13 protein-coding genes are annotated in these 16,174 nt (G+C 63.6%); 9 read left to right on the top strand and 4 right to left on the bottom strand.

The window, feature by feature from the left end:
- The first annotated feature begins 2 nt into the window (after positions 1-2).
- Genes AC3WLD_RS17325 through AC3WLD_RS17315 form a run of 3 tightly spaced genes read left to right on the top strand, consistent with a single transcriptional unit; the run spans position 3 to position 5,268 of the window.
- On the top strand, positions 3-3,107 hold the full coding sequence (locus AC3WLD_RS17325) for an efflux RND transporter permease subunit (protein WP_492558227.1): 3,105 nt from the start codon (positions 3-5) through the stop codon (positions 3,105-3,107).
- Positions 3,104-4,348 (top strand): TolC family protein, encoded by a 1,245-nt coding sequence (locus AC3WLD_RS17320; protein ID WP_492558226.1) that lies wholly within the window; start codon positions 3,104-3,106, stop codon positions 4,346-4,348. The genes AC3WLD_RS17325 and AC3WLD_RS17320 overlap by 4 nt, the downstream gene beginning before the upstream one ends.
- Positions 4,348-5,268: a cation diffusion facilitator family transporter gene (locus AC3WLD_RS17315; RefSeq protein ID WP_492558225.1), complete on the top strand. Its 921-nt coding sequence runs from the start codon at positions 4,348-4,350 to the stop codon at positions 5,266-5,268. The genes AC3WLD_RS17320 and AC3WLD_RS17315 overlap by 1 nt, the downstream gene beginning before the upstream one ends.
- Before the next feature lie 567 nt (positions 5,269-5,835).
- Here AC3WLD_RS17315 and AC3WLD_RS17310 read toward each other — a convergent pair.
- The 3 genes from AC3WLD_RS17310 to AC3WLD_RS17300 form a co-directional block, all read right to left on the bottom strand.
- Entirely contained in the window at positions 5,836-6,444 is a 609-nt protein-coding gene (locus AC3WLD_RS17310; protein WP_492558224.1) for an NAD(P)-dependent oxidoreductase, read from the bottom strand.
- Between the two features lie 525 nt (positions 6,445-6,969).
- Positions 6,970-7,458 (bottom strand): Rrf2 family transcriptional regulator, encoded by a 489-nt coding sequence (locus tag AC3WLD_RS17305; protein WP_492558223.1) that lies wholly within the window; start codon positions 7,456-7,458, stop codon positions 6,970-6,972.
- A 451-nt stretch (positions 7,459-7,909) separates the two neighbouring features.
- Positions 7,910-9,535 carry a GMC family oxidoreductase gene (locus AC3WLD_RS17300; RefSeq protein WP_492558280.1) on the bottom strand — a complete coding sequence of 542 codons (1,626 nt, stop codon included), beginning with the start codon at positions 9,533-9,535 and terminating at the stop codon, positions 7,910-7,912.
- A gap of 13 nt (positions 9,536-9,548) precedes the next feature.
- On the opposite strand from AC3WLD_RS17300, the gene AC3WLD_RS17295 reads away from it, so the two are divergent.
- The 6 genes from AC3WLD_RS17295 to AC3WLD_RS17270 all read left to right on the top strand — a co-directional run bounded on the left by AC3WLD_RS17295 (position 9,549) and on the right by AC3WLD_RS17270 (position 15,792).
- Positions 9,549-11,024 carry an MFS transporter gene (locus AC3WLD_RS17295; protein WP_492558222.1) on the top strand — a complete coding sequence of 492 codons (1,476 nt, stop codon included), beginning with the start codon at positions 9,549-9,551 and terminating at the stop codon, positions 11,022-11,024.
- A 180-nt stretch (positions 11,025-11,204) separates the two neighbouring features.
- On the top strand, positions 11,205-11,867 hold the full coding sequence (locus AC3WLD_RS17290) for an SDR family oxidoreductase (RefSeq protein WP_492558221.1): 663 nt from the start codon (positions 11,205-11,207) through the stop codon (positions 11,865-11,867).
- 53 nt (positions 11,868-11,920) lie between these two features.
- Complete coding sequence (locus AC3WLD_RS17285) at positions 11,921-12,589, top strand: glutathione S-transferase family protein (protein ID WP_492558220.1); 669 nt, start codon at positions 11,921-11,923, stop codon at positions 12,587-12,589.
- Positions 12,590-12,703: 114 nt separating this feature from the next.
- Positions 12,704-13,417, top strand: a complete 714-nt coding sequence (locus AC3WLD_RS17280) for a TetR/AcrR family transcriptional regulator (RefSeq protein WP_492558219.1) — start codon at positions 12,704-12,706, stop codon at positions 13,415-13,417.
- A 57-nt stretch (positions 13,418-13,474) separates the two neighbouring features.
- Positions 13,475-14,722 carry a cytochrome P450 gene (locus AC3WLD_RS17275; protein ID WP_492558218.1) on the top strand — a complete coding sequence of 416 codons (1,248 nt, stop codon included), beginning with the start codon at positions 13,475-13,477 and terminating at the stop codon, positions 14,720-14,722.
- Between the two features lie 212 nt (positions 14,723-14,934).
- Complete coding sequence (locus AC3WLD_RS17270; protein ID WP_492558217.1) at positions 14,935-15,792, top strand: SDR family oxidoreductase; 858 nt, start codon at positions 14,935-14,937, stop codon at positions 15,790-15,792.
- Between the two features lie 180 nt (positions 15,793-15,972).
- Here the strand turns inward: AC3WLD_RS17270 and AC3WLD_RS17265 are convergent.
- Positions 15,973-16,174: hypothetical protein (locus AC3WLD_RS17265; protein ID WP_492558216.1), on the bottom strand; the 202-nt coding region annotated here is incomplete at its 5' end.

Here is a 16,174-nt window from a genome sequence, read left to right as displayed (position 1 = left end):
CCATGCTGCGTCGTCTCGTAGAACTCTCGCTCTCGGCGCGGCTCGCCGTGCTGGGCCTCGCGCTCGCGCTCGCCGGTATCGGCGGCTGGTCCTTTCTCAATCTGCCGGTCGATGCCTTTCCGGACATTTCCTTGACCCAGGTGAAGATCATCCTGAAGGCCCCCGGCATGACCCCCGAGGAGGTCGAGAGCCGGGTCATCACCCCGATCGAGATGGAAATGCTGGGAATTCCCAAGCAGGCGATCCTGCGCTCCATCGCCAAATACGGCATCGCCGACATCACCATCGATTTTCAGGATGGCACCGATGTCTACTGGGCGCGCAGCCAGGTGAACGAACGCCTGACCGGGATCATGGAAGACATGCCGCCATCGGTTGAAGGCGGGATGGCGCCGATCGCGACGCCGCTGACCGACGTTTACATGTTCACGCTGGAAGGCCCGCAAAGCCTGGCTGAAAAGCGGCGCGTGCTCGACTGGACGATCCGGCCGGCGCTGCGCACCGTGCCGGGTGTCGCCGATGTCAACTCGCTCGGCGGACGGGCCGAGACTTTCGAGGTCCGGCCCGATCCCAATCTGATGGCGGCGGCGGGCCTCACCTATGACGATATTGCCACGGCGATCGGGGCGGGAAACCGCAACGACGGTGCCGGGCGGCTTTCGGTCGGCGACGAAGCGCTGATCGTGCGTGCCGTCGGTGCAATCAAGACCGAGGACGATTTGCGGTCGGTTGTGGTCAAAGCCCAGAAGGATGGTGTGCTTCGGCTGAGCGATGTCGCGACGGTCGGTACCGGCAGTCTCACCCGTTACGGCGCGGTGACCCGCAACGGCACCGGCGAGGCCGTGCAGGGTATTGTCATCGCCTTGAAGGGCTCCGACGCCAGCAAGGTCGTGCGCGAGGTCCAGGACCGCGTCGCCGAAGTCCAGCGCAGCCTGCCCAAGGGCATGACGATCAATGTCTTCTATGACCGCTCGGAACTTGTCGGCCGCGCCGTCGGGACGGTCGAGGAAGCTCTGCTTGAAGCGACCATCTTGGTGGTCATTCTGCTGCTGCTGTTCCTCGGCGATATCCGCGCTTCGTTGATCGTTGCCGCAGCCTTGCCGATGGCCACGTTGGTGACCTTCATCCTGATGAAGCAGTTCGGCATGTCGGCCAATCTGATGAGCCTGGGCGGGCTGGCGATCGCCATCGGGATGCTTGTGGATGGCGCCGTGGTGGTGATCGAGAACGTCGTCGAGCGATTGTCCGATCCCGGCCATGCCCATGCGAGCAAACTCAACCGCGTGCTGGTGGCGACCAGTGAAGTCGTCGTGCCGGTCGCCTCGGGGCTGCTGATCATCGCACTCGTGTTCCTGCCTCTGCTCACGCTCGAAGGGCTCGAAGGCAAGCTGTTTGGACCCGTGGCTATGACCATCGTGCTGGCCTTGGCCAGCTCGCTTGTCCTGGCGCTGACCCTGGTTCCCGTGCTCGCCTCCTACGGCCTCAAGGCCGACGGCGATCACAAGGAGCCCTGGCTGATGCGCCAGCTTTCGCCGCGCTATCACCGCCTGCTCGACTGGGCATTCGCCCGCAAGACGGTGGTTTACAGTTCGGCAGGTGCTGCTCTGCTGGTCGCGGTGGCGGCTTACTCGTTCGTCGGCAAAACCTTCCTGCCTACCATGGACGAAGGCGCGGTGCTGCTGCAGATCGAAAAGCACCCGAGCATCAGCCTTCAGCACAGCATCGAAGGCGATTTGCGCGTCCAAAAGCTGCTGATGGCCAAGGTGCCCGAGATTCTCGAGATCGTCGGACGGGTCGGCAGCGACGAACTCGGGCTTGATCCGATGTCGCTCAACGATACCGACACTTTCCTGCGCCTGAAGCCACGCAATGAATGGCGTGTGCAGGACAAGGACTGGCTCATCGAGCAAATCCGGCAAGCGATGGAAGAACTGCCCGGGTTCGAGCACGCCTTCACCCAGCCCATCGAAATGCGCGTATCCGAAATGCTGACGGGCTCGCGCGGCGATCTGGCGATAAAGCTGTTCGGCCCCGACCTCAAGGTCTTGGGCGAGCTCGCGGCCCGGATCGACGGGCGGCTGCGCAAGATCGAGGGGGCGACCGAGGTGATTACGGTTGCCGACGACAGTGTCGAGTATCTTCAGCTCGACATCGACCGGCTGGCTGCCGGGCGCGCCGGCATGCCCGTCCAGAACCTGCAGGACGCCTTGCGGGCGCAGGTCGAAGGCGTGCGCGCCGGGGTGGTGGCAGAGGGCAATCGCCGCGTGCCGATCGTTATCCGCGGCGATCCAGCGCTGGCGAGCGATCCGACGCTGTTCACCGACCAGACCATTGTCAGCCCCAGCGGGATGAGTGTCCGGGTCAGCGATGTTGCGCGGGTCACCCGCACCGAGGGTCCGGTCAAGCTCGAGCATGAGAACGGCTCGCGCTTCGCGCTGGTCCAGGCCTTCGTGTCGGGCCGCGATCTGGTCGGCTTTGTCGATGAGGCCAAGGCCGATCTCGCCAAGAATGTACCGCTTCCTAGCGGATACCGGCTCGAATGGGGTGGGCAGTTCGAGAACCAGCAGCGCGCCTCGGCGCGGCTGACGGTGGTGCTGCCGATCGCGCTGATCCTGATCTTCATCGTGCTCTATGTCACCTTGCGCTCGGTCCGGGCCTCACTGCTGATCATCGCCAACATTCCGTTCGCGGTTGTCGGCGGCATCGTCGCCTTACTTGTCACCGGGGAATACCTCTCGGTGCCCGCCTCGGTCGGCTTCATCGCACTGCTCGGCATCGCGGTGCTCAACGGCCTCGTGATGGTGTCCTACTTCCGGCAGCTGCGCGAAAGCGGGCTGAGCATGGCCGAGGCGGTGAGGCGCGGCGCGGAGCGGCGCTTGCGACCGGTGCTGATGACGGCGGCGATCACCGGCTTTGGTCTCGTGCCCCTGCTGTTCGCCACCGGCCCCGGCTCCGAAATCCAGAAGCCGCTGGCGATCGTCGTGATCGGCGGTCTGATCACATCCACCCTGCTGACCCTGGTGCTGCTGCCGATGCTCTACGAGCGCTTCGGCGAGAACCGCGCCGAGCGCGAAGCCGAGGGCGACAATGAGGGATACCCTGCATGAAACACTATCTGATCCTGCCCGCGCTGCTGTTGTCCGGAGCGGCGTTGGCCAATGAAGTCACGACCCTGTTGCCCGCCGAAGCCGTCGAACGCGCGGTTGACGAGCATCCCCTGGTCCAGGCGAGCATTGCCCGCGGCGACGCCGCGCGCGGGGCGGCCCGGGGCCAGCGCGCCGGCCCCTATGAGTTCACCGTCAGCGGGTCCTATGCGCGGCGCCGGATCGACCGCGAAGGCGAATTCAGCGAATACGATGTGACGCTCGAGCGGGGATTCCGCCTGCCGGGCAAGGCCGCGCTTGACCGCCGGGCGGGCGAGTTCGGCGTGTCGGCTGCGGACTTCCGGATTGCCGGAGCCCGACACGGCGCGGTGCAACTGCTCAATGATATCTGGTGGGACTGGTTGGCCGCCGGTGCAGAAGTTAAGGCCAATGTAGCTGCGGTCGCCAACCTGACAGCGGATCTGGCCTCGGTCGAACGCCGCGTCGCCCTGCAGGACGCCGCACCGGTCGATGCCGACCGGGCGCGCGCGGCACTGGCAACCGCAGGGGTCGCGCTCGACCAGAGCCGGTCGCGCGTCCAGATCGCTCGCTCGCGGCTCGAGGTGCAGTTCCCGTCGCTTCCGCTGCCGGTCGAGGTGCCGGACCTGCCGGACCCAGAGCTGCCGCTGGTCATGCTCGTAACACTGCGAGATCAGGCGCTCGCCCAGGATCACGGCATGGCGATCGCGCGGGCCGAGGCCGACCGGCAGACCATCCTGGCTGAACGCGCGCGCCGCGACCGCACGCCCGACCCAACGCTCGGCGTGCGTCTGTTCAGTGAACGCGGCGGTGCCGAAAGGGGCATCGGGGTCGTGGCCTCGATTCCGATCGGCGGCGCGGGCCGGTCCGCCTCGGCCGATCAGGCCGATGCCGAAGCGCGCGCCGCGACCGCCGAATTCGCTGCCGCGCGCTTTACCGCCGAAGAAGCGGCGGCCACCGATTTTGCCCAGGCGATCAACAGCTGGACGGCATGGCAGCGCAGCGTCGACGCCCGGACCAGCAGTGAACAGGCCGCCTACCGTCTGCGTCAGGGCTACCGGCTCGGCGGCGTGGACCTTGCCGATCTGCTCTACGCCGAGCGCCAGGCACAGGATGCCCTGAAGGCGGAAACCGCCGCGCGGGCCGAGGCATCGCGGGCAATATCGCGGCTGCGGATCAACGCCCATGACCTGTGGTATGCCGGTCACCAGACGGGAGCTCAGTAATGGCCGAGAAGCAGGAATCGGAGACCGGCGGACACGCAGGCCACAATCACGGCGCCGGGGCCAGCACCCGGCGGCTCGCCATTGCCCTTGGGCTGACCACTGCCTTCCTGATTGCCGAGCTGGTCGGCGCTTTTGTGTTCGGCAGCCTCGCGCTGCTCTCCGACGCGGCGCACATGTTCACCGACAGCGCCGCGCTCGCTATCGCGCTCGCGGCGGTCAGGATCGGCCAGCGCCCGCCCGACGACCAACGCACTTTCGGCTATCGCCGCTTCGAGATCCTCGCTGCCGCCTTCAATGCGATCCTGCTGTTCGCGGTCGCGGGTTACGTGCTGGTCGAAGGCGTGCTGCGCTTCTTCGATCCGCGGCCGGTCGAGTCCGTCGGCATGCTGATCGTCGCCAGCATCGGCCTGGTGGTGAACCTGATCTCGATGCGCGTCCTCGCGGGCGGCAAGGCCGACAGCCTCAACGTCAAGGGGGCCTATCTCGAGGTCTGGGCCGACATGCTGGGTTCGCTCGGCGTGATCGGCGCGGCCATCGCGATCTACTTCACGCGGCTCAACTGGATCGATCCGGTGGTTGCCATCGCCATCGGCCTGTGGGTGCTGCCGCGCACCTGGAACCTGCTCGGCGACACTGCGCACATCCTCTTGCAAGGCGTTCCGCGCGGGTTTGACCTCAAGGCGATCCGCGCGGCGATGGGCGAGGTCGCGGGTGTGACGGGCGTTCACGACCTTCATCTCTGGTCGGTCGCAGGCGACGACGCCAGCCTGACCGCGCATGTTGCCGTGATCGATGCCGATCGGGCGGAGCCGATCCGGCAGGCGGTTGTCGACATGCTCGAAACGCGCTTCGCCATTCACCACGCAACGATCCAGACAGAAACCGAGCCGTGCGGGGATGCGGAGAGCCTGCACAGGTAGGCGAGGGGAGGGCACTTCAAATTTGTTCACTCTAACTTACGATTGGAGCGGACTGTCGCATTTCCCAGACTATGGGGGTACCGATGGGGGTATTTGATTCCAAGAGTTCTAAAATATCATTTATACGCAATACGTTAAGTCTAGAAAAAATGTCCCTCCTCCGCTACCATTCCCTTATCCGGACGCTTCCGACAGCTGCCGCATTCTTTCAAGAAATCGGAAGAATGGCAAAGAGCGGCGCATGATTTGCGCCCACATGCGTCGATGGCCTTTCACATGCAGCCAGATTTGGTGGGGAGGTTAGTCCTGCGGAGCGTCCGCAACGAGCGTTACCCCCAGGCCGTTGACGGAGGCTCAAGCCAAGAGCGCCAAGCCACGCGATCGAGCCTACAAGCTAGCCGATAGCGAGTGCTTGTTCCTGCTGGTCAGGCCGAACGCACGAAGCATTGGCGGATGATGTCACCGAGTTGCAGGCGACGTCCCCGCTTGGCTATCATCGGCGATGCGGAATTGCCGCAAGTTGGTCCCAGCCGGTTGCCGGGGTCGGCAGGCGACCCCGGCGCAAAATCAATAACTGGCGTGCCAGCGGCTGAACGGATGCTTGTTCTGCTCAAGCTCGTCGACCATGGCAATCGCCGCGTCGGCGTAACTGATCCTGCTCTCGCCGTTTTCATCCAGAATCAGGTTGTCGGTATCGAGCCGGAACTTGCCCAGGCGTTCGCCTTCGAACAGCATGCGACCGGGAGAGAAATAGCTCCAGTTCACGTCCTGCTCGAGTTTCATCCAGTCGAGGTGGTGGATGCCGGGCAACACCAACCGCGCCAGAGCGTTGGGATAGCCCGGTGTATCGTAAATGCGCGTCCCATCGGGCATGCGGAGGCTGGACGCGCCTCCGATAACGATCAGGCGACCAATTCCTGCCTTCTTCATTCCTTCGAAAATGGTGTTGGCGGTTACGTTGAAGGTCAGCGCGCTGATCACAGCTTCAGCACCGTCGACCGCTTCGGCCAACGCATCTGCTTCGGACAGATCGGCAACGCGGGTTTGGATACCTTCTCCCGAGGGCAAGTTGCCGGCACTGCGGCCAATTGCGATCACCTCATGGCCTCGCAAACGCAATTCCTTGACAAGTTCCTTACCGGCTTTGCCGCCGGCGCCGAGGACTGCAACTTTCATGTTCTTCTCCTGCTTGTCGAGGTTAGAGGGCTGGTGAATGTGTATTTATTGTGCGCACAAAAAGACATCGCTCTTTTTGGCGCGGCGAGGTGGAGCCGCCCGACAGGAGTCCGCGATCAGCGTAGTCGCGCGAGGTCTTTGCGGCCTCAAGCAGGCCATGGGCAAAGCGCTCAGGCCTATTTAAGGCATTGTTATAGAAGTAAAGTTTAACGGACTGGCTCTATGTGGCTTTTCACTGGCGCAGGCGATCCGGCCGCAAGGCGGGCTCGGCCGGAGGATCAGCGGGCCTGATATGTATCAGGTAGGAGATTGTCGCGGCCTCGCACTGCCGGGCGCAACGGCCGGAATGCCGCCGCCATGTTCGGCCGTGACACGCCCGCCGGACGTGAGTGCATTTCGGGTCATCGAAAAGCGAACGCAGTCGTGTTGGCAGTCACTCCGTCCCGGAGGGATCCGGCATTTCTCCTGTCGGATACCCGCTGGCGGATGAGAATGCAGGACCGCCTGGTCTGCCCGATGATGGCCTCAGCCGATTGCGGCGGTTGATCGACCCCTGGCAGCGGCGCGCCAATTCTGGGGTGCAAAAGGCTTTCCGGCATGGGCTTCGACCTTCCGGATAACATCGATCAGCGTCGTCTTCGCAAGCGCAGCCTCCATGGTCGCCGACACACGCCCCAGTTCGGCATCAAGCACGGGCAGAATGTTGCGACCCAGCGAACATTGCTGATTTGGCTCGGATCGGGGGAGAGTGAAGAAGCCGGGCTCCTCGACGGCGCGCAACACATCGAGAAGAGTGATCTCGTTGGCGGGCCGCGCCAAGAAAGAACCGCCCCCTTGGCCAAGCTGCGAGCGAGTAATGCCTGCATCTGTAAGCAGCCCGATAATTCGGCGGACGACCGACGCGTTCGTATTGATGCTGCCTGCGAGATCCTCCGATCGCACGGCCTCGCCATCGTGGAGAGCGATGCCCGCCAAGATGTGAATGGCCACCGGAAACCTCGTCGAGGTCGTCATCCGATTTGTCCTTGTCAGCCCTGTCGGGGCGCACGGCAATGGGTGCACTAGCGCGCGGGATACCGTTTGTTTGCGGCTCGATCCAGCAAATCAGCGAAAATTGTCACGTGGCGCTCAGGACTGGATCTGGCGCGAGCGGCGAATGGAAACATCCAGAACCACGAGCCGGGCTTCTCCACGGCGCGCAGAACCGTTGCGGGATTGCCCAGCTTCCTGGCGGCGTCGGCCCTTGCGCAACGGCTTGCCGCAGATTCGCCGAAGAGGGGAAGGCACCATTCCGAGACCGCTCGCAGCAATCCCTTGTGATCTCCGAAGTGGTGGGTGAGCGAAGATCTGTTTCCCACGTCTCCCGGATCCTGGCCAGGCCGAACGGCGTCACGCAGCCCTTATCGGCTTTGCAAGGCGCTGTTCCCGCCGGGGTAGGATAGAAGCTCTTGGCACCTGGCGGATTTCAGGCCGCCTGTGCGCGGGCCTCTCGCCGATCCTCCTGCACGAGCTGCGCGGCGCGCATCGCCATCCCCATCGTCGGGGCGTTCGTGTTGCCCGCAATCATCTCGGGGAAGACCGAGCAGTCGATGACGCGCAGCCCTTCAATCCCCCGCAGCTTGAGCCGGCCGTCGAGGGGCGCGGAATTGTCCCGGCCCATCCGCACCGTTGCGGTGGCATGATATCCCGCCCCGCCATAGAGACGGAAGAGATCCAGGATCTCCTCATCGGTCTGCGCCTTGGCGGTGAAATCGGTTTCGCCCACGACGAAAGGCTGCAGCGCGGGCTGAGCCATGAGCTTGCGCACGAAGCGGAACTGCGCGACGGCCGCTCGGCGATCGTATTCGTGCGCGAGGTGGTTGGGAACGATGTTGAGCATGGCCGCCGGGTCCGCGCTCGTCACCAGAACATGGCCTTCGCTGCGCGGCCGCAAGGTCATGGTAAATACCTGCATGCCGGGCTCGTCTTCCATCGCCATGCCTTTCGCCGGGTCGAGCGAATAGGGCGCGTACATGAGCTGGCTGTCCGGCCGCTCGCTCTCGGGCAGGGCCTTGACGAAGGCCGCCGCCTCCGACGATCCGTAGCTCATCACGTTGTTGATGCCGAGGACATGCTTGGCCACGTTGGCAAGGAGTCTGGCGCCTCCGAACTGATTGTTGACGGTGTCACGCATGTGCCGCAGCCGCCAGTTCATCATCACGAGAACGTGCTCGCGCATATTGTGGCCGATGCCGGGGCTATCGAGCAGCACGTCGATCCCCGCGTTTCTCAGGTCGTCATGCGCGCCGATGCCTGAAAGCTGGAGGATGCGCGGCGATCCGATTGCGCCTGCGGAAAGGATGACTTCGCCGCGGCAGCGGTACTCCACCGCGGAGCCGTCGCTGCGCGTGCCGGCGATGCCCACCGCTCGACGCCCTTCGACGATGACGCGATCGGTCCGCACGCCGGTTTCAACCCGGAGATTGGGGCGGTTGCGTGCCCTGGCAAGGAAGCCCCGTGCCGCCGACACGCGGCGTCCCTTGGCGTCAATGTTCCACTGCAGCGGCCCGATTCCTTCCTGCCGCGGATCCGAATGGTCGGACTTGACCGGAAGTCCCATTTCGCGGCCGGCCTCGATCCAGGCATTCATCAGCGGCGAGGGCGAGGGGTGGGTCTTGACCTGGATCGGCCCACCGACACCGCGGTCTTCGCTGGCCCCACTGGCGTGATTTTCCAGCGACAGGAAGATGGGGCGCATATACTCCCACGACCACTGCTCGCCCGCCAGTTCCCCAAGCCTGTCATAGTCGGCCGCGACGCCCCGGTTCCACACCATGCCGTTCACGCCGCTAGATCCGCCGAGCATCTTGCCGCGGACCCATACTTCCGGCCCCGCACCGCCCTCACGCGCATTCACGGTCGGGTAGTAATGCGCGGTCTTCGGATCTGTCAGCGTTTTCCCGAAGCCCTTGGGCATTTCGACCAGGAAGCCATCGCCCCCCTGACCCTCTTCCACGAGCAGGACGTTGCAATCGGGATCCGCCGAAAGCTGATCGGCGAGCACGCAGCCGGCAGATCCGCCGCCGACAATGATGTAGTCAATGTTGGTCATGGACCAAAGTCTGTTGAGCGGTCGCACCTTTTGCAAGCGCAATCCCTTGCCATCGGCCGTAAGTGCAGACGTGATCTGCTATCTGATATCGCCACGGATGGGCCGCGCCATTGCCAGCCCGGCAGGTCGGACATGCGCTGTCCGCCGAAATGCCGCTCGCGGCATCATGGTTATAATCGTTGGCGGGAGTGTCTGGTCGCGCAGGTGCGGCCCGCCTAGCGTGCATCACAGAGCGAGAAGCGGGCACGAGAATGCCTGGGAAGCGGGAGAACCTGAGCACGTGGCAAGCCTGCACGAAGAAAGCCCGCAAGCAAACCCAGTTGACGAATGGGCGTCGCTCAACTTGGCGGCCAAGGGTGCACTGGCAATCGTCGGGACCTTCATTTCGGTCGGCCTGTTTTCGCTGGGCGCCGCCTTGCCTCCCTTGCAAGCCGATTTCGCTGACCAGCCCAACGCCGCCTTGCTCATCCAGTTGATCGGCAGTGTCGGAGCGCCGGCCTTTGCTTTGGCCTCGCCGTTGGCGGGTCGATATGTCGGTCGTTACGGCGTAAAAGCAGTCTATCTCGCATCGGTGCTGATCTTCACGATCGCTGGCATCGCCCCCGCCGTGAGCGACTCCCTGATCGTCATCCTTGCTTTGCGGGTGCTCGTTGGCATCGGCGTTGCCGGCGCATTTACCGCAGGGATGGCCGGTATCGCGCGAATGCCGGAGGGCCAGCGCCATATCATGTACGGCCTGACGGCGTTCGTCGGCGGCGGACTGGCGATCTTCGCCTATCCGCTCGTTGGCAACCTTGCCGCAGCCGATTGGCGACCGGCGTTTCTTGTCCACCTCATGCTGCTTCCGGCTGCGGTCATGGCGCTGTTCCTGCCCCGTCACCGGCAGACCGGCGGATCATCGGTCGCGGCGGCGAAGGGGGTGGGACGAACCGCCGGCGTGCCGCCGCAACTGCTTGTCGCCGCAGCGGTCGTTGGCTGGGCAATCGTTTCGACCAGCATCTATTCACCATTCTATCTGGCGGCTAAGGGCGTCACAAGCCCGGAGCGGGTCGGCATGGTGTTGTCGGTCATGGCCATGTGTTCGCTCGTCGGGTCGGGATCTTACGGCTTTGCCCAGAAGTGGCTGGGCACCAAGTTCATGGTGCTCCTAGCCATGGCGCTCGCCGCCGCGGGATGCGTGCTGCTTTTCGTGGGCGGCGGGCTTCCGGTCATAATCGTGGCGTTGGGCCTGATGGGGGCAGGGCTGGCGATGTTCGGCGCGGCGTCTTACGCACTGGCGATCGAATCCATCGGTCTGGCCGGCGATCCTGGCGCGGCCACCGGCATGGTCAGCCTTGCGCTGTATCTGCCGCAAGTCTTGTTTCCGGTGGTGGCGGGCATCGTGGGCGGCGCCTTCGGCCCGCCCATGGTCTATGCCATGCTGGCCGTCCTGCTGGCGATTGCCATCGTGGTCCTGTCCCCTCATCGCGCAGCGGGGCCATCGGCCTAGCCTTATCTCCTTCTGGCCAATGGGCCGGGCCATCGCGCGTCCATCAACACGGAGTATCAGGCTGCTATGGGCACGATAGTAATAACCGGTGCGGCTTCGGGTATCGGGCGCGCCACGCGAACGACCTTGGAGGGCCAAGGCCACCGCATCATTGGCGTAGACCTGCATGGAGTGGAGGTCGTGGCCGATCTGTCGACCTCTGCCGGGCGCGCTTCCATGGCGAATGAGGTGGCTGCACTGGCACCTGACGGCATCGATGCGGTGATCGCGGTGGCGGGCAGGCCCGCGCCAGCGCCCGTCCCCGCGATCCTGGCGCTCAACTATTTCGGTGCGGTCGCGACCCTCGAACTGCTGCGGCCCCTGCTGCTGAAGTCGGACGCGCCGCGCGCCGTGGCGATCACGTCGACCGCCTCGCTGACGGACTACGACCCGGCGCTGGTCGATTCCTGCCTTGCGGGCGACGAGCCCGCGACGCTGATTCGCGCCGAAAACGTCGATCCAAACTCAGCGACGGGATATGCGAGCAGCAAGCATGCGCTCGCGAGGTGGCTTCGCCGCGAAGCCACATCGCCCGACTGGGCCGGGTCGGGAATTTTGCTGAACGGCGTCGCACCGGGCCGCACGCTCACGCCAATGACCGAGCCTTTCTTCGCGACCGAGGAAGGGCGCGCCATGCTTGACGAGGCGACTCCCATCGCGCTTTCCGACTGCCCTTACGGCAAGCCGGAGGAGCTGGCCGAAGTCATCAGTTTCCTTGCTACCCTGCGCGGGCGCTACCTCGTCGGGCAGATCCTTTATGTGGATGGCGGGACCGAGGCGATCGGTCGGCCCGGGACAATCTAGACTGCCGGCGATCCGGTTATGGACAGCCGGATCCGGGCCGCGTTGTTCCTATCGTGTCTCTGAAGATGAAGGGCGGAAAATTGAAACTCCATGCCGTGACCCATTCGCCCTTCGCTGCGCGCGTCAGGATGGCGCTACGTGTGAAGGGCGTTCCGTTCGAGCAGGTGGCGCTACCAGGCGGGAGCACGCGTTCGACCGAATACCTTGCCATCAATCCGATCGGCAAGCTGCCGGTGCTGATCACTGACGATGGTCTCGTCATCGCGGAATCGGAAACGATCATCGATTATCTCGAGGACACGTTTCCCGAACCATCGCTGATCCCGCCCGGAACGGCGGACCGCGTCCGGATGCGCAATGCGATCCGGACGACCGAGCTTTACGTTGTGCCCGCCCTCTTTCGCCTCTTCGGTCAGATGGATCCGGCGCTGCGAGATGCCGGTATCGTGGCGGCGGAACTAGCCCAGTTGCGAAACGGTCTTGGTCTGGTGCAGCATTTCGTCGACGATGCTCCCTTTGCCACGGCTGGCGTGCTCACCAAGGCCGATTGCATGATCTTGCCGACCCTGCTGCTGATCGACATCATCGAGCATCTTTTCGGGGTTGAGAGCATCCTGCGAGATTTTCCCTGTCTCGCCGGTTATGCCGAAAAGGCGGCTGAACATGCAGTGCTGGGCGCTGTCCGGAGTGAAACGGTCGAGGCGTTGAGCGCATTGATGTAATAGTCGGCACACGCTTGGCACCCCGCCGCTGGCTGCTATAGCACCGCCGAGCGCTTGGGGTTTCCAACGCGCTGCCATGCCTTGCCCCAAGTGGCGGGCGCGGTGCGATGATGGATGAAAGAAAACCCTACGGGCATGAGCGCGACCAAACCGAAAGCGGTATTGAGGCAGGAGCCGGAAAGCGACGGCACGCCGTCCTGTGACGGTCGTCGTCGTCGTCGCACGCGCGAAAACGTCGAGGAGCGGATTTGCGACGCCGCGCGACAGGTCTTTGCGGAGCGAGGGTATCACGGGGCGACCACCCGGGGCATCGCGAGTGTTGCCGATGTGTCGGAAACTCTGTTGTTCCGCTATTACGGCAGCAAGGCCATCCTGTTCGAGGAAGTCATCGTCCAGCCGTTCAACCGGCTGATGCAGGAGTTCCTGGAGCAGTATCCTACGCACGAGGATCGCAAGACCGGCGAGCGTCGCAATTTCGCGGCCGCTTACGAATTGTTCGAGAAGAACCATTTCGTGTTCATTGCACTGCTGGCCGCAAAAGGAACGCCTGCAGACGATGGCGGCGAGCCGTCGTTCACCGGCCTCTTGCCATTCTTCAATGCCGCCGCTTCGGAACAGACACAAAAATACGCAGACCTGGGCGTGGCACCGCCTTTCGACATGGGGCTCGCGATTCGCCTTGCCTTCGGCATGCTGGCTTCGACTGTCCTGATGCGCGACTGGCTGTTTCCCGACGGTGCTCCTCCTCGCGAACAACTGGTCGATCTGCTGGAACTGCTGGTCGATCGAGCACTCGATCCCCTTGCCAACCGGGATACCGCGAGTTGACGAAACAGGCGCTCCAGCTTATGTAGCAGATGCTACATTTTGGAGAGAGATGACGCCATGGCCACCGCAATCAAGATCCAGGAATTCGACGATCCGTCGTACAATCCGTTTCTCTCTCACGAGGACAATTTCGGGTCAGAAGCCGATCCCTATCCGTTCATCCACGAGCTTCGCGCGAAAGGGGCGGTCATCCCCGGATCGTTCCGCTCCCTTCTCGGCTACCACTGCTATTACGGCGACGCACCGAGTTTTACGATCGTCGGCAGCAAAGAGGTCGAACAGGTTCTCGTCGAGGCGAACCGCTTCTCGAACTCCGGCTACGAACTGACGCTTGGGCCCACGTTCGGAATGGGCAGCATCAGCGTCATGGACAATCCGGTGCACGGTCGCTGGCGCAAGATCTTTCAGAAGATCTTTCTGCCGCAGCACGTCAAATTGTGGGGCGACACGATCGTCGACCCGGTCGTGACGAGCCTGATGTCGAAATTCCTGCCGTCGGGCAAAGCCGACCTCGTGCAGGATTTCACCCACGCCTATCCGTTCGAGGTCATCTACCACCAGCTCGATCTGCCGCGTAGCGACGTGGATACGTTCCAGCGTCTGGCGATCGGGCAGACCGATTTCGAGCATATGGCGCAAGCCATGGAAGCCGGCGTGAAGCTCGGCGAATACTTCAAGGCGCTTATCGACGAACGCCGCGCCAATCCGGGCGACGACCTGATCAGCCTTCTGGCCACGACCGAGGTTGACGGTGAGCACCTGCCGGAACTCGTTCTGGTGTCCTTCCTGCGCCAGTTGATGAACGCGGCAGGCGACACAACCTATCGGGGCACCAGCATCCTCCTCACCGCGCTTCTGCGCAACCCCGAGCAGCTCGAGGCGTTGCGCAATGACCCCAGCCTGATTCCCGCCGCAATCGAGGAAGGACTGCGCTGGGATGGACCGGTGCTCAGCCAGCTGCGCGTCGCAAAGGAGGATACGGAAATCGCCGGCGTGAAAATTCCCGCCGGCTCGTTCCTTGACGTGCTTGCCGGCGCGGCCAATCGCGATCCCGCGATTTATCCCGATCCCGACCGGTTCGACATCAAGCGTTCGCGCCACCCGCACTATTCGTTCGCGCGTGGGCCGCACATCTGCGTGGGTCAGCACCTGGCACGGGTTGAGATGACGCGTGCGCTGCATGCAGTGATCGATAATCTGCACAATCTGCGTCTTGATCCGGACATGCCCGAACCGGCCATACGCGGCTACATGATGCGCGTTCCGGAGCATCTTTACGTCCTGTTCGATCCGAAGGCGGCCTGAGGCGCTGTTCGACGTAACGGGGCTTCGGGCGATCTTGCGCAGTGAGACCTGGCTCGCAACCGCAGGTCGGCTGAAGCCTTGGTGACAAGCCGTCGCTGGGCCGCAAGGGAGGGTCGGCACACGGCGTCCATGTCTCATGCGCCGGCCCCCTGCCAGATACCAGACGTCTGCTCTTTGGCGCGGCGCTCCGGTCAACCAGGAAGGAAATGATGATGACGGGTCAACCGGTCGTACTGGTGACCGGGTGTTCAACAGGGATCGGCGTGCACATCGCCGTCGGCCTGGCCCAGGCGGGCCATCGAGTTGTTGCCACGATGCGCGACCTTGGCAAGCGGCAGGGCCTGCTGGCCGAAGCCGCGAGTGCAGGTGTCGAACTCGACATCCGTGCGCTTGACGTAACCGATCCGGCCATGATCGATACCTGCGTGGCCGAACTGATTGCCGATTACGGCCGGATCGACGTGCTGGTCAACAATGCGGGTGCCGGCATCATCGCTCCGCTTGAGCAGACTTCCGACGCTGACCTCCGCTGGATAATGGACGTCAACTTCTTCGGCGTCTGGAACCTCACCAAAGCGGTGGTTCCCCACATGCGGAAGGCGGCGAAGGGCCGGATCGTCAGCGTCACCAGCGTTGGCGGGATGGTCGGTCAACCGCTCAATGACGCCTACTGCGCGGCCAAGTTCGCGGTCGAAGGGATGATGGAATCGCTTGCGCCGATCGCGCTGGCGATGGGCATAAGGGTGAGTGTCGTCGCACCCGGGCCGGTGAATACGGAATTCATGACAAGTGCGAATGCGGCATCGAAGCATGCTTTGGCCGCAATGGCGCCCCCCTATGACCGGATCGCCGAGAATTACCATGCGCTTTCGGCACAGGCATTCTCCACTCAGGGGCAATCGTCGGCGGACGTCGCCGCGATCGTTGTCGATGTCGTTTTAGCCGAAATGCCCCCGTTCCGGACCTTGACCAACGAAATGGTGCGCGCGATGGTCGCGGCCAAGGCAGCCGACGAGACCGGCAATTCGGTGATCGAGAACTTTGCGCGGGTCGTCGCCGCCTGGGAGTGATTTTGCTACAACCGCGAGCACATCGCGTACCGTGGCCGAGCTGCACCTTGCATTCGTGAGGTCCGGGGTGCGTTACCCTAGCCAGCAGACGATGCAGGATCGCGGACGGCCAGTTGGCCGTCCACGTCGTCTGTCAGGATCGTTGGGCCAGCGCGAGCCCGTACTCTTGTGGCGTCGAACTCAGGAATGAATGCCGCGCGCGCGTGCCACTTTCGCAGCGATCGTGAATTCGTCGTAGTTGTGTGCCGGCAAACTGAAATCGCGCAGTTCGCTGACTTCGTGGAAGTTGGCGGCAATATCCTCGACTGTGCATGGCGGTGACAAACCAGGCCAATGGAGCGCCGGCGTTTTGCTGAGCGCGGCGGTGTAAAAACCGGCCATT

This window comes from Novosphingobium sp. FW305-C-111 (genome assembly GCF_058783565.1).
This window is presented reverse-complemented; position numbering and strand designations above follow the sequence as displayed.